The sequence below is a fragment of the Leuconostoc holzapfelii genome (assembly GCF_012396485.1).
GTDB lineage: Bacteria > Bacillota > Bacilli > Lactobacillales > Lactobacillaceae > Leuconostoc > Leuconostoc holzapfelii.
In genome coordinates this window covers 259,909-280,571 of the sequence record NZ_JAAXPO010000001.1, presented here as the reverse complement: position 1 = coordinate 280,571, position 20,663 = coordinate 259,909, and the positions used below count along the sequence as shown (strand labels likewise).

Below are 20,663 nucleotides of genomic sequence, written 5' to 3'. Positions count from 1 at the left end.
TAACAGCTGTTAGGCGCTTTTTAATTTAAAATTGTTGCAAAGTTTTTGGTGTCTGCGTGAAAGGTATAAAGCCATCGGTTGTCATGTAACCCGAATCCTCGATGCGTATACCGGCAACATCAGGCAGATAGATACCAGGTTCAATTGAAAAGACCATGCCTTCTTGAAGGATGAGATCGCTGCCGGCCATAATCGATGGAAATTCATGGACCGATGCTCCCAGACCGTGCCCAAGGCGATGAACAAAGTAATCACCGTAGCCTGCCTTCGTAATGATGTTACGGGCAATAGCATCCAGTTCGCCAGCAGTCATACCAATTTTTGCTTGTGATTGGGCAGCAAGTTGGGCTTCAAGTGTGACGGCATAAATGTCTTGCGCTTTGTCGCTGATTTTACCAAAAGCGACAGTACGCGTCGCATCTGATGCATAACCTTCAGTCATGGTGCCAAGGTCAAACAGCGCCATCTCACCTGGGTTAAGTTGACGTGAGGATGTTGCGCCGTGAGGATCAGCGGCATGCGCACCAAATTGGACTAGGGTGTCAAAGCTCATCGCAGGCACGCCGGTGCGTTTGAGTTCATATTCCAGTTGCGCTGCAACACCAAGCTCGGTGACGCCTGTTGCTAAAGCATCAAAACCAATCGCAAAAGCGCGGTCGGCATCACGTCCAGCAGCCAGCATGTGTTGAATTTCATCCGGTGTTTTTATGAGACGCATGGTGTTGATTTTTTCGGTGATATCTGCGTTGAAAGTTGCCTCAGGAAAGGCTGATTGCAACGCTTGATAGCGCGCCATGGTAAGATTATCGGCTTCAATGGCGAAGGCTGTCCCATGCGCGTCTTTTTTAATATGTTGGGCTAACTTTGCCCAAGGATTTTCTTGATCGTCATACCCATAGGCAGGGTACGTCCAACCACTGGCTTGCATACTGTTGACTTCAAGTGCGGGCCCAAAAAGAAAAGGCGCATGGTCTGGAAAAACCACCAAAGCAAGGACGCGTTCAATTGGGTCAGAGGTAAAGCCAGACAAATAAGCAACCGTATGGAAATTCGTGAGAATTGCGCCACTGAGATGTTGTTCGGTGAGCCAATGTGTTAATGTCGTGAGTTTTTGATTAGTCATTTGTCGTTCCTTTGTTAAAATGTATTATTTCCATTTTAACACTTCCATTTAAAAGTATCTTTTCTTGTAACAAACAGAAACAATGATGAAAACTTGAGGAGATACGCTTGTAAGCGTTTGCAATTTTATTTATTTTTGCTATAATGAAAAAAGGTATATGAGTGTGAAAACGGTTTCTTAAATACAAAACGCAAAGAAGGTCAACTATGCAGAAAAAAAGTTCAGCAACAATATATGATGTCGCCAACCGCGTCGGCGTGTCTCTGGCAACGGTTTCCCGGGTTGTTAATGGTAATAGCAACGTCCGTGAATCGACAAAACGTAAGGTGCTTGATGCCATTGAAGAACTCGGCTACCATCCAAATGCTGTGGCGCGGGGACTGGCTTCCAAGAAAACGACGACGATTGGTGTGGTCATGCCGGACGTGACAGACATGTATTATTCCGAATTGGCACGTGGAATTGATGATGTTGCCAATATGTATCACTATGATGTGTTGCTGACGAATACGGATGAAGACCCTGTGCGCGAAACAATGGCAGTTAATAATCTTGCCAGCAAACAAGTGGATGGCATTATTTTCATGGGAAACGAGTTGGACCGTGAAGTGCTCAACACCATAGCGGCAGCAGATGCGCCAGTGGTTTTGGCTGGCTCATTGGACAGCGAAGGGAAGTTGCCAAGTGTCAATATCGATTATGTGAAAGCAGTTGAAGAAGCAACAGCAACGGTGATCAAACATGGTCATCAGCGCGTTGCCTTGGTGACTGGGCCAATGTCACATGCCATTAATCGCATGCATCGCTTAGTTGGCTATCAATCGGCATTGGATGCAGCGGGACTTATATTTGATGAGGATTTGTTATTCACAGCCCACCAAGACTATGCCGCAGGGCTGCAAATTGCCGAAAAGATTATGCAATCTGAAGCAAATGCCGTGATTGCTTATGATGACGAAGTGGCACTTGGCATTATGAATTACATGCAAGATCATGGTAAACGTGTGCCAGAAGATTTTGAAATTATCACGTCCAACGACACCAAGTTTGCCATCGTGACACGGCCTGATTTAACCTCAATTGGGCAGCCCAAATATGATATTGGTGCTGTTTCCATGCGGATGTTGACAAAATTGATGAATAACGAAATTATTGACGATACACAGGTCAAGTTACCGCATACATTAGAACGTCGCGGGACGACAATCAACTAATTTCTCATTCTAAAGAAATATAACGGTAACAATTGACATTTAAACGTTAAAAAAGTAAACTAGTTAGAGTAGTTTGCTTTTTATTTTGCAAATCATTCTTGGGAGGGGTCCGTTTCAAATGAGGAAAAGACGTTACATCACAGGGTTTGACGGCCTTCGTGCGATCGCCGTTATTGGTGTTATTGCCTTTCATCTTTTGCCAACCAAAATTGTTGGTGGCTGGCTTGGTGTCCCACTTTTTTTTGTGTTATCAGGCTATTTAATTACTGATTTGTTGATTCAAGAGTTTGATCGTCATGATAAAATCGCCCCTTGGCAATTTTATCTCCGGCGTTTAAGACGGTTGTATCCAGCTTTGGTGGGGATGCTGATGTTTACCGTGGTCATGATTTTACTCTTTGACCACCAGTTAATTTATAATTTACGCTATGTCGTTTTGACAAATTTATTGTATGTGTATAATTTTTGGGCGATTGGTCATGGGCAATCTTACTTCCAGCAGTTTGGCGGTGCCTCACCATTTACGCACTTGTGGTCACTTTCTATTGAAGGCCAGTTTTATCTTGTCTGGCCATTTGTATTATGGGGCATCTTAAAATTACGTCCTAAGCGTCACCACGTTGCCATAGGGTTGTTGGTTGTGTCGGGAATTAGTGCCTTTTTGATGGCAGTTCTCTATCAACCGGATGCCATTAATCGCATTTATTATGGCACGGATACACGGTTATTTGCCATTTTGTTAGGGACGGCACTCGCCTTTATCTGGCCATCAACGCATCTGAATCCAGCAGTGCAACCTGAGGTGAAAAAAGGCTTAGACATTGTCGGTGGGGTGGCCTTAACGTTAACTTTAGTCGGTTTGATTAGCCTCAATGGTCAGCAACATGCGACGTATTATGGCTTGATGTACCTCATGACCGCCATCATGACGATTTTAATTGCGGTAGTGGCACATCCCTCATCTTGGTTAAGTCGGGGCTTGGATAATCCAGTCCTCGATTATCTTGGGACACGAAGTTATAGTATTTATCTGTATCAATTACCTGTATTTGTGTTTTATGAAAAATTGGTGCCAAATTTCCAGCCGAGCTGGTGGCAGCTCATCATTGAAGTGACTTTGGTTTTGTTGATCAGTGAATTAAGTTATCGCTTTGTGGAAACCAGGTTCCGCAAACCAGGTGATATGAAAAATCGTGTGCATCGGTTAGCAACGTCACGCAATCGTTTTTTTGGTCTACTTGCCGTTTTTGTGGTCGTGATTTTATTTATTGGTCACGGATTATTAGACCCGCGTGCCGGTCAAGCACAACCTGAAACGGCTCTGGAGAAGAAACTGCGTCAGAATCAATCCGAAGTCGCAAAACGCAATGCGTTAGCCAAGAAGAACGCTGCAAAAACGTCAAAAAACAGGCAAAATGCTACATTAACACCGGATCAAAAAAGTCTTGTGACCAATTACGGGTTGCAACCGGCACAATATTTAGCCTTTCAAGGGATGGCGTTTCAAGCATTTGGCGATTCCGTCATGTTAGATGCCGCGCCTTACTTGCAAGAGGTCAACCCCCATATGGTGGTCGATGCCGCGGTTGGGCGTCAAGCGTATCAAACACCAAAAATTATCGCGCAAGCGGCTAGTTCAGAAAAACTCCCAGAGAACATTTTGATTGGTCTGGGAACAAACGGGGAAATCAAACGCCAAGATCTTGATCAAATCATGGCAATCGTCGGCAAAAAACGCCAAGTTTACTGGATGAACAATTTTGTTCAATCACGGCCTTGGCAGGATAGCAATAATCAGATGCTCGCCGCTGCCCAAAAAGATTACCATAATTTGCATGTTGTGGATTGGTATACTTTAGCAAAGCAACACACCGATTGGTTTGCTGATGATGGGGTACATCAAGGCCCACTAGGTGATCGTAATTACGTCCGTTTATTGGTTGAAACCGTGAGTCGGGTCAATCACGTCAAATAAGCTACCTTAGGGTAGTTTTTTTATTTGCGGCAATGATTTGAAAAAAAATTAGCCGTAATGCTTTACAGGCATTTTTTATTCGCTTAAAATATAAGACAGTATAAATTGGAGGAAGTGTGTCAACAGACACACAAAAATATAAGATGAGTCGGTTATATCAGCATGGGACATTGGCAATGCTCATGGGTAAACAAATGCAAGGCACAATTACAGTAGCTGAGTTGCGACAACAAGGGGATACCGGCATTGGGACCATTGATGGGTTGGATGGCGAAGTCATTATTTTGGCTGGTGAAGTTTATCAAGCGCAAAGTGACGGCCAAGTCAATCACATTACTGATCCGGACACGTTGTTGCCGTTTGCTTCAGTCCATTTTGATGCCCCAACACAAAAGTTGCCATTTTCAAGTGTGACTTTTTCAAATTTGAGTGCGCAATTAAAGACCGCCCAGTTGCAACAAGTCTTTGCGGCGATCAAATTCCACGGTGATTTTTCACACATGCACGTTAGAATTGCTCCAAAGCAAGTGCCGCCGTATCCAAGCCTATTATCAGTGGCTGAAAACCAACCAGAATTTGAAGCAGAAAATATTTCTGGGACCGTTGTGGGGTATTTTGCGCCACAAATCTTTAATGGGCCAACCGCTGCTGGCTGGCACGTGCACTTTTTGTCAGACGACCATCAGTTTGCTGGGCATATTCTTGACTTTTCTGCCGAGCAGGTGACGGGTGATTTACAAATTTTTGATGAGTTCGTCCAACATCTCCCAATTGATAACCCTGATTTCCGACAAATGACCTTAGATTTTGATGGCCTCATTGCAGGGATTGAAGCCAGTGAAGGAGGGCGCAAGTAATGACAAAAAAGCCCCTTGTGATTGGGATTACTGGCGGATCTGGTTCTGGGAAAACAACGGTTAGTCGTGAGTTAGTGCGACGATTGACGGTAGATGGTTCATCTGCTATTTTGTTACAACAAGATTCTTACTATAAAGATCAATCGGAAAAGCCCATGTCTGAACGGGTTTTGACGAATTACGATCATCCAGATTCTTTTGAAACAGATTTATTTGTTTCAGATTTGCGCCGGTTGCTTCGCCATGAAGCAATTGATAAGCCTATTTATGATTATGCCAATCATACGCGATCTAAAGAGGTTGAGCGGGTGGCCCCAGCAGATGTGGTCATTGTTGATGGTGTGTTGCTTTTCAATGATGAACGAGTGCGTGATTTGTTAGACATGAAAATATTTGTGGATACAGATGACGATATTCGTTTCTTACGCCGTCTAGAACGCGACATTGAAGAACGTGGGCGTACGGTTCGTGGGGTCATTGAGCAATATTTGGCGACGGTCAAGCCAATGTATCATCAATTCGTGGAACCCACCAAGCGTTATGCGAACATCATTGTCCCAGAGGGTGGCGAGAATTTGGTGGCAATTGATATGCTGACCAATCAGGCCAAAGCGATGTTAAAAAAAGACTAAAAAACAGCCAAACGTGAGCACGTTTGGCTGTTTTTTAGTGGGCGCGCGTCTCTTCGATGACGCTGCGCATATTATCTACGACATTTTGCGTGTTTTGTGAGAAATGAGAGCCAACCAATGTAAATAGCGTATCAATTAAAGTGATTTGGGCAATCAGTGAACTCATGGATTCGCTGCGGAAATTAATTTCTTCGGCGAGTGACAAAAGGACCAAGTCGGCGATTTTTGCGAGTGGCGATTCGGCAAAAGAGGTGATGGCAATTACCTTGACGCCGTTTTCTTTGAGTTTTTGCGCGATTAACAGGGTATCCTTGTTGCGACCAGAATGCGAGATGACCACGGCCGCATCGTCAACGTCTAATTTAACAGCCTGCATGAGTTGAATATCATAATCGGGATGTGCAATCACGTCAAGTGGTGTCCGCAAGAACTTGTGGTACGCATTAAAGGCGACAATGGATGACCCACCAATACCAAAAAAGCCGACGCGACGCGCAGCAATGAGTGCATTACTAGCGGTTTCTAAAGCTTCAGCAGTTAAATGGTTTAACGTGGCATGCAAAGCGTTCGTGGCACCGGCAAAAACTTTCTGTGAAATGGCAATCGTGTCATCATCATCCGTAATTTCACCGAAAAAATCTACCGGTGTCGTAGTGGTTGCAGCACTGGCCAGCGCCACGGAAAATTCACGGAAAGAGTCGAAACCAGTTTTCTTGGCGAAACGAGAAATGGTTGCTGTGGAAACACCTGAACCGTTAGAAAGCTCTTGAATGGTCGCTTCTTGCGCACGCTGGGTGTCTGCTAGAATATAATCAATAAGTTTATTTTCAGTGGCGTTAAATTGTTTTTTTTGGGCGCGAAGTTGCGCGATAATATTTTGAGCCATGGGCCTTTCCCTATTTACTGCGCAATGCGCAAAATATCGTTGTTCCTATAAACTAACTATACAAGAAACGAAAACTTTTTACAATAATACGCTTGCATTATGTAAAAAATTTTCATATAATAAAAGCGTAGTAAAAATACAAAAAACATAAGAGGTAAGTAAACCATGAAGTTTGCGATGATCGGCCTTGGTAAGATGGGCTTGAACTTGGTAAAGAACGCCGTTGATAACGGTCACGAAGTTGTTGCGTTTGATTTGAACGCTGACTTTGTTAAGGCAGCAACTGATTATTCATCAGCTATTGAAGGGGCAACTGACATTGATGACATGTTGGCAAAGTTGCCTTCACCAAAGGCTGTTTGGGTAATGGTGCCAGCTGGTGTACCAACCAACTCAACAATCGACACATTGATTGAAAAGATGGACAAGGGCGACATCATCATCGATGGTGGTAACTCTAACTATAAGGATAACTTGGAACAAAACAAGCGCACAACTGCTGCTGGTATCAAGTTCTTCGATGCTGGTACATCTGGTGGTATGAACGGTGCCCGTAATGGTGGTAACTTCATGATTGGTGGCGATGATGCCGAAGCTTGGAAGATCATCGAACCATTGTTTGAATCAATCGCTGAAGAAGATGGTTACTTGTACACAGGTCGTTTGGGTTCAGGTCACTACTTGAAGATGGTTCACAACGGTATCGAATATGGTATGATGCAAGCCATCGCCGAAGGTTTCGAAGTTTTGGAAGCCTCACAATTCGACTACGACTACGAAGCAGTTTCAAAGTTGTGGAACCACGGCTCAGTTATCCGTTCATGGTTGATGGAATTGGCTGAAGAACAATTCGCCAAGGATCCTAAGTTGGATGCTATTGCTGGTCGTATGCACTCATCTGGTGAAGGTAAGTGGACTGTTCAAGAATCATTGGATCTTGACGTACCAGCACCTGTTATCTACATGTCACTTGCAATGCGTTACCGTTCATTGCAAGACGACACATTTACTGGTAAGGTTGTTTCAGCTTTGCGTAATGGCTTCGGTGGTCACGCAATGGACTCTGCTAAGTAAGCAATTTTGGACTGTTCATATCAATGAACAGACGGCTCCCGCTAGGGGGCTTTTTCTGTGTCATGTGATTTGTTGAACGATTATCAATAATATGAGGTAATATTATGGACTATATGATCGGCGTTGATTTAGGAACAACATCAACAAAAGCGGTGTTGTTTAATGATCAAAACCAAGTGGTTGCAAGTGCCAATAAAGGGTACAAGCTTTATCGTGATGTGCCTGACATGGCTGAAGAAGATTTGGACGAAATCTTTGAAGCTTTGATCGACGCCTTGAGTGAAGTGGTTCGCGCAGCAAAGTTGCAAGACGATGATAAGATTGCTGCGGTATCATTTTCATCAGCGATGCATTCTTTGATTGCCTTTGATCAAAATTGGCAGCCATTAACTCGGGTCATTACTTGGGCGGATACACGTGCAGTGAAATACACAGAAGACTTAAAGGCTTCCGGTGTTGGCCAAGAAATCTACCAAAAGACTGGGACACCAATTCACCCCATGGCACCGTTGTCTAAGTTGTTATGGCTTAAAGCTGAACACGCAGACATTTTCAATCAAGCAGCACATTTCATGGGTATTAAAGAATATTTGTTCCACCGTTTGTTTGGTGCCAATAAGATGGATATTTCTTTGGCTTCTGGGACAGGGTTGTTTAACATCTTTAATCTCGATTGGGATGAGCAAGCCTTGTCGGTGACAGGGATTACTAAAGCACAATTACCAACACCAGTTGAACCATATGAATATGAAACCACAATGGCTTCTGAATACGCGGCGATCATCGGTATTCCAACCGATACACCGTTTGTCTATGGTGCCGGTGATGGGCCATTGTCTAATTTGGGTGTCAACGCGGTCAAGCCAGGCGTGGCGGCAATTACCATTGGGACATCCGGTGCCATTCGTGTCGTTTCTGACCAACCAGTCATTGATCCAAAGGGCCGGACATTCACGTACGCCTTGGATAAGGATCACTGGGTTGTTGGCGGACCAGTCAACAACGGTGGGGATGTCTTCCGCTGGGCGCGTGACAATATGTTTGATGCGGAAAAGTCAACAGCAGCTTTGCTGGGCACAGATGCTTATGATTTGATGACACAAATTGCTGCCCGCGTGCCAGCTGGTTCTGAAGGCTTGATTTTCCACCCTTACCTAGGTGGCGAACGCGCCCCAATCTGGGATGCTAACGCACGTGGATCATTCTTTGGCTTGAATCATGGACACACACGTGCACATATGCTGCGTTCAGTCCTAGAAGGGATTACTTTCAACGTTTACATGGTCAGCTTGGCCTTAGAAGAAGTTGTGGGTAACTTGAAGTCAATCCAAGCCACAGGTGGGTTTGCGCGTTCACCATTGTGGCGGCAAATGTTTGCCGATATTTTTGAACAACCAGTCACGGTGCCAGAAGCTTTTGAATCGGGTTCATTAGCGGCGGTCATTGTTGCCCAAAAAGCTTTAGGGTTAATTGATGATCTCTATGACATTGAGAAATATGTTGGTTCAGCCAATACTTACCAACCAATGCCAGAAAACTTTGAAGCTTACCGCGAATTAGCGCCAATTTTCATTCGCTTGTCGCGCCAATTGCAGACAGAATATGAAAATATTGCGACATACCAACGCAAGCATACCAAGTAAATTGGTGGGAAACACCACAGCAGTAATAAACATTAGATTTAGGAGAAAGCGCGTCATAACGGGAACGCGCCATATATACACGTGGAATTCGTCATGTTGATTATTTCAATCTTGATCTTGTTGCTCTTGATTGCCAAGTTCAAGTTGAATACATTTGTTTCATTGATTATTACGGCCTTTATTTTGGCTTTGCTCCTTGGCATGAAGCCAATGAAAATTCCAGACGCTGTGCTTGGCGCACAAGGTGTCGGAAACATCTTAGGACCAAACTCAGTCATCTTTATTTTTGGTGGCATGATTGGTCGCTTGGTCGCTGATGCGGGTGGCTCATACCGAATCGCTAAAACCTTGATTGATTGGTTTGGTGTGAAGCGCTTGCAATGGGCAGTCTTGATTGCGTCATTTATCATTGGTATTTCAATGATTTTTGGTGTCGGCATGGTTTTGCTTATCCCAATCGTCTTTGCGGTTGCCATTGAAGCTGGGGTGCCATTGCTCTATCTTGGGATTTCAATGACAGCAGCCTTGTCATCAGCGCAAGGCTTCTTACCACCACAGCCAGCGCCAACGGCTGTTGCCTCTGCTTTGGGTGCAAATATTGGGATGATGTTGATTTTTGGTTTGATTGTTTCGGTCATCACAGCAGTAGTTGCTGGGCCAGCATTTACCAAGTTAGCACAAAAGTATGCACCAGACGCATTCCAATTTAAAACAGAAATTGAAGCTGTTGGTCCTGTAAAGGAATATGATTTAGACGCAACGCCTAATTTTGCTTTGTCTGTGCTCACATCTGTTTTCCCTTTGATCTTCATGATCATCGCAACAGTGTATAAGTTGATTTACACAGGCGGCGTTACACCTAAAAATCCAGGCATGGTTGATCAAATTGTTGAATTTGCGGCTAATCCTGCTGTAGCGATGACAATTGCCTTGATTTTTGCAATCTTTACGATGGGCATTTGGCAAAATAAGTCAATGACCGAAGTCGGCAAGTCTTTGAATGAAGGCATGTCAGCGGTTGCTGGTATCTTATTGATTGTTGGTGGCGGTGGTGCCTTGCGAGGGGTGCTGGTGACTTCAGGGTTATCAGATAAGATTGCGACAACTTTCCAAGCAGGCGGGTCGATGAGTCCGATTGCGGTGGTATTATTTGCTTGGGGTGTTGCTGCTGTGTTGCGTATTTCAGTCGGTTCAGCCACGGTGGCTGGGATGACGGCCGCAGGGATTGTGACAGGAATATTGGCAGCCAATCCAGGTAACACGTTGTTACCAGTCTTTGTCGCTTTGGCGATTGGGGCAGGGTCATTAATTGCCTCACACGTCAACGATGCTGGCTTCTGGATTTTTAAAGAATTCTTTGACTTGTCTGTTAAGCAAACATTTCAAATTTGGACCGTGTTGGAGACAATCATCTCGGTGACTGGTTTAATTGTGATTCTGATCATGACAACATTATTTGCATAAAACCTTAAAACAGAATTTTTAATTCTGTTTTTTTGTTGACACTAATATTAGAAAATGTTAATATAATCAAGTAACTTTGTAACCTTTGGAGGGATAGATTCATGTCGGATTCAAAACCGAAGACTGGGTGGCTACATAAAGCAAGCCCCGCCAGTTTTTCACATAGCGATGCGCATTTGCAGAAAACACTGGGTGTTAAAGAAATGTTAGCGTTGGGGATTGGCACAATCGTGTCAACTGCTATTTTCACTTTACCTGGTATTGTTGCTGCCGATCACGCTGGCCCAGCCGTGGCAATTTCATTTATTATTGCAGCGGTGGTTTCTGGCCTAGCAGCATTTGCTTATGCTGAATTTGCTTCGGCTTTGCCATTTGCAGGATCTGCCTATTCATGGGCGAACGTTGTCTTTGGTGAAGTCTTTGGCTGGATTGCTGGTTGGGCATTGTTAGCGGAATACTTTATTGCGGTGGCTTTTGTGGCCTCTGGTTGGTCAGCTAACTTCAAGCTTTTCCTAGCGTCACACCATATGGTATTACCACCTGCGTTGGCTGGGTCATTTGCTGCTGGCCACGGTGGGGTTGTGGATATTTCAGCTTTGTTTGCAGTCTTAATCGTGGCGGTGCTCTTGTGGCGCGGGACGAACACAACTGCACGGGTTGAAAATACCTTGGTTGTTGGAAAAGTCTTGGTAATCTTGATCTTTATTGGGGTTGGTTTGACAGCAATCCATCCTGGCAACTATGTGCCATTTATCCCAGCACATAAGGCAGGGACAAGTTTTGGTGGCTGGCAAGGGATTGTTGCTGGTGCCTCACAAATTTTCTTGGCCTATATTGGTTTTGATTCCATCGCTGCTAACTCCGCTGAAGCAAAGGATCCAAAGAAGACTATGCCACGCGGAATTATTGGTTCACTGGTGATCGCTACAATTTTATTTGTGACAGTTGCGTTGGTCTTGGTTGGCATGTTCCATTACTCAAAGTATGAAAACAACGCCGCACCAGCAGCATGGGCCTTGTTGCAATCTGGACATCCTTTCACATCGAACTTGTTATCGGTGGTTGCTTTGATTGGGATGTTTACCGCAATTATTGGTATGATGTTGGCTGGCTCACGCCTGCTATACGCCTTTGGCCGTGATGGGTTGTTGCCAAGCTTCTTGGGTAAAGTGAATGATAAAGGTTTGCCTAACAATGCCTTGTTGGTCTTATCAGTGATTGCTATCTTAATTGGCTCAATCTTTAGTTTCACTGAACTTGCGGGCTTGATTTCTGCTGGTACGTTGATTGCCTTTATCATTGTGTCAATTGGTATTTACGCTTTGCGTCCGCGAGAAGGAAAAGACATTCAAGTGCCAGGCTTCAAAATGCCATTATATCCAGTGCTGCCTGCCTTGGCAGCCTTAGGCTCTGCATTTATTTTCTATAATTTGGATAATGAAGCAAAACTATATGCCTTTGGTTGGTTCGTGCTTGGTTTGGTGATTTATGCCGTTTATGGGTCACGGCATAGTAAGTTATCAAAATAAAATGTGTGATAAAAAAAAATTAAGTCCTAGTTTACTGGGGCTTTTCTTGTAAAAAAAAATAGGGTTTGGTGGGGCGATGTCAAAAAATAAAACGATTTTAGCTGCAGAAAAAAAGCATTTAGCTGATGTTTCTCGGGTTAAGTATTTTGATTTAGTCATTGATCATGGCAAAGGGGCGATAATTACCGATGCTGATGGGCGTGACTATATTGACCTCTTAGCTAGTGCCAGTGCGACGAATACTGGCCATTCACATCCAAAGGTAGTGGCCGCCATCACTGCGCAGGCGCAAAAATTAATTCAATACACACCCGCGTATTTTGCGAATACGACCACGGCCCAACTAGCTGAGCGCTTGACTAAACTGACACCAGGTGACTTTGAAAAGCAGGTGGTCTTTGGCAATTCAGGGTCAGATGCGAACGATGCAATGATCAAGTTCGCTCGTGCGTATACCGGTCGATCATATATTGTGAGCTTTACGGGTGCTTATCATGGCTCAACTTATGGGGCGATATCCTTATCTGGTGTGAGTTTAAATATGACACGTAAAATTGGCCCACTGGTACCAGATATTGTCAAAGTGCCGTATCCAGATCAAACACAACGTTTGGCAGGAGAATCCGATGAGGCATTTTCGTTGCGCTTATTTGCCGCTTTTAAACTCCCATTTGACACGTACCTACCAGCTGATGAAGTAGCCATGGTCATTATTGAACCTATTCAAGGCGATGGCGGGATCGTGAAAGCGCCGCAAAAATACATGGCATTGGTTTATGAATTTACCCGCCAACATCACATCGTGTTTGCAGTGGATGAAGTGAACCAAGGCTTGGGGCGCACAGGTAAAATGTGGTCAATTGATCACTTTGGGATTGCGCCAGATTTGTTAAGCATGGGTAAATCTATTGCCAGCGGCTTACCGTTGAGTGCTGTTGTCGGCCGGCGTGACATAATGGCCAGCTTAGCTGCGCCTGCCAATGTTTATACGACAGCGGGCAATCCAGTGACAGCAGCAGCGGCCTTGGCGACACTTGATGTCATCGCTGATGAAGCACTCGTGGCCCGTTCGGCCGAGTTGGGCCAAAGGGCACAAGCCTTCTTTGAACAGGCTGCACAAAAATATCCCTTTATTGGTGATGTGCGCATGTATGGTTTAAATGGCGGGATTGACATTGTGGATGCACAAGGTCAACCTGATGTTGATGCGACGACGAAAATTATTTACCGCTTATTTGAACTTGGTGTGATTATGATCAGTTTGCGGGGCAATGTCTTACGTTTTCAACCACCCCTCGTCATCACGCTGGACCAATTGGCAACCGCTTTTGAAAAAATAACCCAGACATTTGAGGCATTGTTAGCTGGTAACTTGCACTTACCTGAAACAGATAATCATATTGGCTGGTAATGTGCTATAATAATTTAAGAAATCTGGCCATGCAAACGTTGTAAGATGCCTATGAGAAATGTGTTGGTTGATGAAAAACACACATCACAATTTTTGTGCTCCCAGATCATGATGTAATCGAAAGATTACCGCGCCTCAGCGTTATGAGATAATGAAGGTAAAGATTGAAGATCATTACAAAATGCGGTGGTACCACGGTAAAGCGTCCGCACTTTGTTCTGGTCTTTTTATATTTCAAAACCAAGGAGAATTACAAATGAAAGAATTGACGTCTGCTGAAGTCCGTCAAATGTTTTTGGATTTCTTTGCATCAAAAGGGCACGAAATCGTGCCCTCAAAGAATTTAATTCCACAAGAAGACCCAACGTTGCTTTGGATTAACTCGGGAGTTGCAACCCTAAAAAAGTATTTTGACGGGACGGTTGTACCGGAAAATCCTCGCATTACCAACGCCCAAAAAGCCATTCGGACCAATGATATTGAAAATGTTGGTAAAACAGCCCGTCATCATACCTTATTTGAAATGATGGGGAATTTTTCAATTGGCGATTATTTTAAAGCGGAAGTGATTCCTTGGGCTTGGGAATTGTTGACTAGCCCTGAGTGGTATGGCTTGGATAAAGAATTGCTTTATGTCACAGTTTATCCAAAAGATCAAGAAGCTAAAAAGATCTGGGAAGAAAAAACAGATCTGCCAGCTGGTCATATTTACGAAGTTGAAGACAACTTCTGGGATATCGGTGAAGGACCTTCAGGTCCCGATTCAGAAATCTTTTTCGATCGTGGCCCAGCCTTTCAAGATTTGCCAGATGGGGATCCAGAAATGTATCCAGGTGGTGAAAACGAACGCTATCTTGAAATCTGGAATATTGTGTTCTCACAATTTAACCATTTGCCTGGCTTGACGGATAATGCCCAGTATCCAGAATTGCCACATAAAAACATTGATACGGGGATGGGACTGGAGCGCGTTGTCTCAGTGTTCCAAAATGGCCGGACAAACTTTGATACGGATCTTTTCTTGCCAATTATCCACGCCACAGAAGCTTTGTCACCAAACTTTAAGTATGATGGCACCAAGGATTCTGACAGCAATACCAGCTTTAAGGTGATTGCAGACCACATTCGTGCCATTACCTTTGCCATTGGTGATGGGGCAATGCCGTCAAATGAAGGGCGTGGCTATGTCATTCGTCGTTTGCTCCGTCGGGCTGTTTTGCACGGTCAAAAGTTAGGTATTCAAGGTGAATTCTTGACACAATTGGTGCCAATTGTTGGCGATATCATGAAGAGCTATTATCCTGAAGTGCTCGCCAATACAGCGCGTATTCAAAAAACGGTCGTAGCGGAAGAAAAGCGCTTTAACGCTACTTTGGCTGGTGGTTTGACATTACTCAATGATGTGATTGCTACGGCAAAGGAAGAGGGTCAGTCACAAATTGCTGGTCAAGACGCCTTCAAATTGTCTGATACGTATGGATTCCCATTGGAGTTGACGCAAGAACAAGCGGCTGAAGCAGGGTTAACAGTTGATGTGACTGGCTTTAACGATGCCTTACAGGCGCAACGGACACGGGCACGTGCCGCACGGTCAAATGACAAGTCAATGGGTGTTCAAAACGCCGTATTAACTGATTTGAAGGTAGCTTCTCAATATGTGGGTTGGTCTGAAACGACAGTTGACGGGGCAGAAATTGTGGCGATTATTGGACAAGACGCGGATGGCGTCGATGCGTTGTTGGATCAAGCAGTGGCTGGTCAACAACGCCAGCTTGTCTTTGATCAAACGCCGTTTTATGCGGAAATGGGTGGACAAGTGCCTGATTTCGGCACAGTTTTGAACAAGCAAGGTGATATTGTCGCCGAAGTGATTGATGTGCAAACAGCGCCAAATGGCCAACATGTCCATACAGTCAATATTTTGTCTGACATTCAGTTAAGTCAACACGTTGATTTGCGTGTGGATATGGCACGCCATACGGCTGTCTCAAGAAACCACACCGCCACACATATGCTTGATCAAGCTTTGCGTAATGTTGTTGGTGGAGATGTCCACCAGGCGGGATCATTGGTTGAACCCGACTACTTGCGTTTTGATTTTACGCATGATGGCCCAGTCTCTCCTGAAGTACTTGATACAATCGAGGGAATCATGAATGAAGAAATCGCCAAAAATGCGCCGATTTCATGGGTGGAAACAGATATTGAATCTGCAAAGCAAATGGGTGCTGTGGCTGTCTTTGGGGAAAAGTATGGCGATGTGGTGCGTGTTGTTTCTATTGGTGACTTTAACAAGGAATTTGACGGTGGGACACACGCAAATACAACGGCAGAACTTGGCTTATTTAAGGTTGTTTCAGAATCAGGTATTGGGGCTGGGGTACGCCGGATTGAAGCTGTGACAGGCTTAAACGCACTTGCTCAATATAAGGCAGAAGAAAACGCCTTGAAGACGATTGCATCCCAAGTCAAGGCACAAAAGATTACTGATGCGCCGGCAAAGGTGGCGGACTTACAAGCCGAATTAAAGGCCACGCAACGGACGTTAGAATCAGTTGAGGCGAAGTTGGCAAACGCTGCCGCTGATGAAGTCTTTAACGATGTGAAAACAAGCCATGGCCACACGTATATTGTGGCCCAACTACCAGTTTCTGGCATGGATGGTTTGCGTCAAGTTGCCGATAATTGGAAGGCTAATTATCCGTCAGAAGTGTTGGTCTTGGCCGCAGATATTGCTGGTAAAGTGAGTTTGATTGTTGCAGCTTCACCTGAAGCGAATGCAGCAGGCATTAAAGCCGGCGACCTGATCAAAGCCATTGCGCCACATGTTGGTGGCGGCGGCGGTGGTCGACCAGATATGGCACAGGCGGGCGGTAAGAAGCCAGCAGGGATTCCTGATGCCTTTGCGGCGGTGGCTGAGTTCTTGGCTGAAAGCTAACATCATTTATTTGGAATCTTATGGTTCTGTGATATAGTTGTCATATTTATAAGGTAAAATAAGGTTAGGATTATTAGTCTACTTGACGTGAAGCGTCAAGCGAAGTGACTAAAGAAAGGAGCGTGTGCGATGACAGTAGGAGATGAAACAGCAATTTTTGACTTTGGCAATCAACAGCCAAAAGCAATCCACGAAACTTTGGAAATTGTTTACCAAGCTTTGGAAGAAAAAGGGTATAACCCGATTAACCAAATCGTGGGTTACTTAATGTCTGGGGATCCCGCCTATATTCCACGTTTAAATGACGCGCGAAACTTGATCAAGCGTCACGAACGTGATGAAATTATTGAAGAACTTGTGCACGCCTATTTGAATAAATAATGCGTGTATTAGGATTAGATGTCGGTAGTAGAACAGTGGGTGTGGCGGTGAGCGATCCGATGGGCTGGACAGCCCAAGGCGTTGAAATCATTCGCATCAACGAAGATGAATCAGAATTTGGCTTGGAACGTTTGGGTGAAATTATTCAGGCAAAACAGATTAAAGGTGTTGTCTTAGGTTTACCTAAAAACATGAATAATTCTGAAGGCCCACGTGCAGAAGCAGCGCGGCGTTATGCCAAGATGGTGACAGAAAAATTTGGGTTGCCAACTGATTTTCAGGATGAACGGCTAACAACCGTACAAGCTGAGCGCATGTTAATTGAAGAGGCGGACGTGTCACGGAAAAAGCGCAAGCAAGTCATTGACAAAATTGCAGCCGAATTTATTTTACAAAATTATTTAGATGCCAACGGCAAGTTGGCCAAATAGTGCTTTAAAAACAACGTTTCTATACGAGGCGTTGTTTTTACGTTATAATAGAGATACAAAACTTGAAGGGAATGTGCGGGAAAAAGCGTCCCCAACCTGTGTTGCAGGCGCACGCACAGTGAACAAATTATGGCAAACCAAGAAGACATTCAAAAGATTACCCTTGTTGATGAAAATGGCGACGAGGCATTATACGAAGTGCTATTCACTTTCCATTCTGAAGAATACAGCAAGGATTATATCTTGCTGGTGCCAGAAGGTGTTGAAGATGATGAAGAAGTGGATATCCAAGCTTATATTTTCAATCCAGATGAAAACGGTGATGCAACCGAAGAAGATCTGATTCAAATTGAAGATGATAAAGAATGGGATATGGTTGAAGAAGTGTTGAACACTTTCTTGGAAGACGACGCGAACTTCGAATAAGCACGAGAAAACGCGTTTTGCGTTTTTTTTGTTACAAAAGTTTAACAATTTAATGGCTTATCAAGTGATAAACTATTACGTAGAAGAGTTTTGGCCATTGGCTGAAAACTTGAATACTAAGAATATATAACCACTGCGTGATGATTAGCACCATTAATCAGTGAGTGGGACGTTATATTTGGGAGGAACAAATGGTTACTTTAGTAGGGATCCTTGACCTTGCGCGTTTTCAGTTCGCAATGACAACGATTTTCCACTTCTTCTTTGTGCCGATGTCAATCGGTTTAGGTGTTGTGGTATCCGTTATGGAAACGCTGTATGTCTTTAAAAAAGATGAGATATACAAGAAGATGGCGCAGTTTTGGGGAAAAATTTTCTTGTTGAGTTTCGCGGTAGGGGTTGTTACCGGATTGATTCAAGAATTTCAATTTGGTATGAACTGGTCTGAATACTCACGTTATGTGGGGGATATTTTCGGTTCGCTCTTAGCAATTGAAGCCTTGGTGGCATTCTTTGCGGAATCAACATTTATTGGTCTCTGGTCATTTACATGGGATCGCTTTAAGCCCGGTGTCCACGTGCTATTCATCTGGATTACAACAATTGGGTCTGCTTTGTCATCATTGTGGATTTTGGCTGCGAACTCATTTATGCAAAATCCAATTGGTTATGCAATTGATAATCATATGGGCCGTGCCGAACTGAAAAGTTTTAGTGCCTTGTTGACGAACAAACAATTATGGGTCGAATTCCCACACGTTGTTGTTGGTACGTTGGTGACAGCTGGCTTCTTGGTTGCTGGTATGTCAGCCTTTAAATTGTTGAAGTTGAAAAAAGGGGACAGTGAGATTCTCTTTTTCCGTAAGTCAATCAATATTGCGTTGATTGTTGGGTTGGTGGGCATTGCTGGCGCCTTAGGAACTGGGGATAAGCATGCCTTTGATTTGCAATCAATGCAGCCAATGAAGTATGCGGCGATGGAAGGTGTCGATAAGACCATTACATCGTCTGAACGTAAAGATAAGGCGCAACCTTGGTCATTGATTTCGGTGACAAACCCTGACACTCACCGCGTGATTGCGCGTGTTGAAATTCCATACGTTTTGTCAATCTTGGGGAACCACTCATTGACTGGTGGTAATACGGTTGGGACAACAGAATTAGAAAAGCAATTTGAAAAGAAGTATGGCAAAGCACATGGCGACATCAAAAACTACTATGTGCCTGAAAATACGTTATTCTACTCATTCCGTGTCATGGCCATGGGTGCTGGGGCACTCTTGCTACTTGGTATTGTGGCACTTTGGATGAACCGTCGTAAGTCACAATTGATTTTGACACAACGTTGGTTCTTATGGATCATGGGAATTGCGACATTTGCGCCATTCGCACTTAACACTGCGGGCTGGTTAGTGACTGAATTAGGGCGTTATCCATGGGTTGTGTATGGTTTGATGCCAATCAGTGATGCGGTGTCACCAAATGTTTCAGCTGCTTCACTTTTGATTTCAAATATTGTTTACTTCTTGACGTTTGCAACATTAGGTGGGGTGATGATCTGGTTGGCACGTCGTGCATTGCATGCGGGTCCAAATGCCGAAGAAACAGAACACTTGTCTCCAAGTGACCCCTATAGTCATTTGGCCAAGGGAGGTGAAGCTTAATGAGTACGTTAGAAATTTTATGGTTTGTCTTGATTGGCGTGTTGTGGGCCGGCTTCTTCTTTCTTGAAGGCTTCGACTTTGGTATTGGGATGCAATTCATTATGAACGCGCGTGACCAAAATGATCGTGAAGCACTGTACCAAGCGATTGGCCCAAACTGGGATGCCAATGAAGTTTGGTTGGTCACAGCCGGTGGTGCCACTTTCGCTGCCTTTCCATTTTGGTATGCGTCATTGTTCTCAGGTTTCTACTTGATGTTGTTTATTGTTTTGTTGTCTTTGATTTATCGTGGGGTATCATTTGAATTCCGCGAACAGATGCCAACCATTCAAGGCACACAACTTTGGGAACGCTTGATTGGAATTACGTCATTTTTAGTGCCCTTCTTCCTTGGTATGATTTTTACTGCCATGGTCTCAGGAACACCAATTGATGCGCGTGGGAACCTGTCGGCTGGCTTCTTTGATTATGTGACACCATTTACTTTGGTTGGTGGGATTGCGGTTGCGTTGATGAGTTATGTGCATGGGTTGAACTACACGCGTTTGCGTATCGATGGCCCATTGCGTGAACGCGCCTTGACGCAGTTAAAGTTCTTGTACCCAGTGTTGTTAGCTGGGGAAGCTTTGTTTGCTGTTTTGCTATTTTTCTACACAGACTTTATCCAAACAAAACCAGTTTGGACGCTTGCTATCTTAGTTGTCATTGTATTGACGACGGTCGTGAGTTGGTATACTGCTTTGAAGACAAAGTCTGAAGCTTGGCCATTTATCTTGTCAGGTTTGGCATTAGTTGAAGTCGTTGTCTTACTATTTGTTGGACTATTCCCACGTGTGATGGTGGCTAATAACCCACTACACACATTGGACATTATGAATGCTTCATCATCAGCTTATACCTTAAAAGTGATGACCATTGTGGTGATTACGGCTTTGCCGGTAACCTTGGCTTATCAAATTTGGAGCTTCTGGGTTTTCCGCAAGCGCATCGTCTCACACAAAGTGGTTGAATAACA

The 20,663-nt window shown here is 44.2% G+C and carries 17 protein-coding genes; 15 read left to right on the top strand and 2 right to left on the bottom strand.

Annotated elements, in window-relative coordinates; genetic code table 11:
- Positions 1 to 25: 25 nt before the first annotated feature.
- On the bottom strand, positions 26 to 1,123 hold the full coding sequence (locus HF966_RS01280; RefSeq protein ID WP_168675854.1) for a M24 family metallopeptidase: 1,098 nt from the start codon (positions 1,121 to 1,123) through the stop codon (positions 26 to 28).
- A 206-nt stretch (positions 1,124 to 1,329) separates the two neighbouring features.
- On the opposite strand from HF966_RS01280, the gene ccpA reads away from it, so the two are divergent.
- From ccpA to udk, 4 genes are all read left to right on the top strand, one after another.
- A complete protein-coding gene (gene ccpA, locus HF966_RS01275; protein ID WP_168675853.1) occupies positions 1,330 to 2,337 on the top strand; it encodes a catabolite control protein A in 1,008 nt (335 codons plus the stop codon).
- Between the two features lie 118 nt (positions 2,338 to 2,455).
- Entirely contained in the window at positions 2,456 to 4,312 is a 1,857-nt protein-coding gene (locus HF966_RS01270; protein WP_168675852.1) for an acyltransferase family protein, read from the top strand.
- A gap of 143 nt (positions 4,313 to 4,455) precedes the next feature.
- Complete coding sequence (budA, locus tag HF966_RS01265; protein ID WP_168675892.1) at positions 4,456 to 5,169, top strand: acetolactate decarboxylase; 714 nt, start codon at positions 4,456 to 4,458, stop codon at positions 5,167 to 5,169.
- Positions 5,169 to 5,801, top strand: coding sequence for a uridine kinase (gene udk, locus HF966_RS01260; protein WP_168675851.1), 633 nt, complete (start codon positions 5,169 to 5,171; stop codon positions 5,799 to 5,801). Before budA ends, udk begins: the two co-directional genes overlap by 1 nt.
- 34 nt (positions 5,802 to 5,835) lie before the next feature.
- Here udk and HF966_RS01255 read toward each other — a convergent pair whose 3' ends face one another.
- Positions 5,836 to 6,687, bottom strand: a complete 852-nt coding sequence (locus HF966_RS01255; protein WP_168675850.1) for a MurR/RpiR family transcriptional regulator — start codon at positions 6,685 to 6,687, stop codon at positions 5,836 to 5,838.
- 165 nt (positions 6,688 to 6,852) lie between these two features.
- Here HF966_RS01255 and gnd point away from each other — a divergent pair, with 165 nt between their 5' ends.
- From gnd to cydB, 11 genes are all read left to right on the top strand, one after another.
- Complete coding sequence (gene gnd / locus HF966_RS01250) at positions 6,853 to 7,761, top strand: phosphogluconate dehydrogenase (NAD(+)-dependent, decarboxylating) (protein ID WP_168675849.1); 909 nt, start codon at positions 6,853 to 6,855, stop codon at positions 7,759 to 7,761.
- A 104-nt stretch (positions 7,762 to 7,865) separates the two neighbouring features.
- Positions 7,866 to 9,404 (top strand): gluconokinase, encoded by a 1,539-nt coding sequence (gene gntK, locus HF966_RS01245; RefSeq protein ID WP_168675848.1) that lies wholly within the window; start codon positions 7,866 to 7,868, stop codon positions 9,402 to 9,404.
- 93 nt (positions 9,405 to 9,497) lie between these two features.
- The gene (locus tag HF966_RS01240; protein ID WP_168675847.1) at positions 9,498 to 10,868 is read left to right on the top strand and encodes a gluconate:H+ symporter; all 1,371 of its coding nucleotides are present in this window, start codon (positions 9,498 to 9,500) and stop codon (positions 10,866 to 10,868) included.
- A gap of 101 nt (positions 10,869 to 10,969) precedes the next feature.
- Positions 10,970 to 12,397 carry an APC family permease gene (locus tag HF966_RS01235; protein ID WP_168675846.1) on the top strand — a complete coding sequence of 476 codons (1,428 nt, stop codon included), beginning with the start codon at positions 10,970 to 10,972 and terminating at the stop codon, positions 12,395 to 12,397.
- 76 nt (positions 12,398 to 12,473) lie between these two features.
- The gene (locus HF966_RS01230; RefSeq protein WP_168675845.1) at positions 12,474 to 13,808 is read left to right on the top strand and encodes an aspartate aminotransferase family protein; all 1,335 of its coding nucleotides are present in this window, start codon (positions 12,474 to 12,476) and stop codon (positions 13,806 to 13,808) included.
- 256 nt (positions 13,809 to 14,064) lie between these two features.
- Positions 14,065 to 16,746: an alanine--tRNA ligase gene (alaS, locus tag HF966_RS01225; RefSeq protein ID WP_168675844.1), complete on the top strand. Its 2,682-nt coding sequence runs from the start codon at positions 14,065 to 14,067 to the stop codon at positions 16,744 to 16,746.
- A 129-nt stretch (positions 16,747 to 16,875) separates the two neighbouring features.
- Positions 16,876 to 17,127, top strand: coding sequence for an IreB family regulatory phosphoprotein (locus HF966_RS01220; RefSeq protein WP_010002043.1), 252 nt, complete (start codon positions 16,876 to 16,878; stop codon positions 17,125 to 17,127).
- Positions 17,127 to 17,558 (top strand): Holliday junction resolvase RuvX, encoded by a 432-nt coding sequence (ruvX, locus tag HF966_RS01215; RefSeq protein WP_168675843.1) that lies wholly within the window; start codon positions 17,127 to 17,129, stop codon positions 17,556 to 17,558. The genes HF966_RS01220 and ruvX overlap by 1 nt, the downstream gene beginning before the upstream one ends.
- 129 nt (positions 17,559 to 17,687) lie before the next feature.
- On the top strand, positions 17,688 to 17,984 hold the full coding sequence (locus HF966_RS01210) for a DUF1292 domain-containing protein (protein WP_168675842.1): 297 nt from the start codon (positions 17,688 to 17,690) through the stop codon (positions 17,982 to 17,984).
- 191 nt (positions 17,985 to 18,175) lie between these two features.
- Positions 18,176 to 19,648: a cytochrome ubiquinol oxidase subunit I gene (locus HF966_RS01205; RefSeq protein WP_168675841.1), complete on the top strand. Its 1,473-nt coding sequence runs from the start codon at positions 18,176 to 18,178 to the stop codon at positions 19,646 to 19,648.
- Positions 19,648 to 20,661, top strand: a complete 1,014-nt coding sequence (gene cydB / locus HF966_RS01200) for a cytochrome d ubiquinol oxidase subunit II (protein WP_168675840.1) — start codon at positions 19,648 to 19,650, stop codon at positions 20,659 to 20,661. Before HF966_RS01205 ends, cydB begins: the two co-directional genes overlap by 1 nt.
- Positions 20,662 to 20,663: the final 2 nt, after the last annotated feature.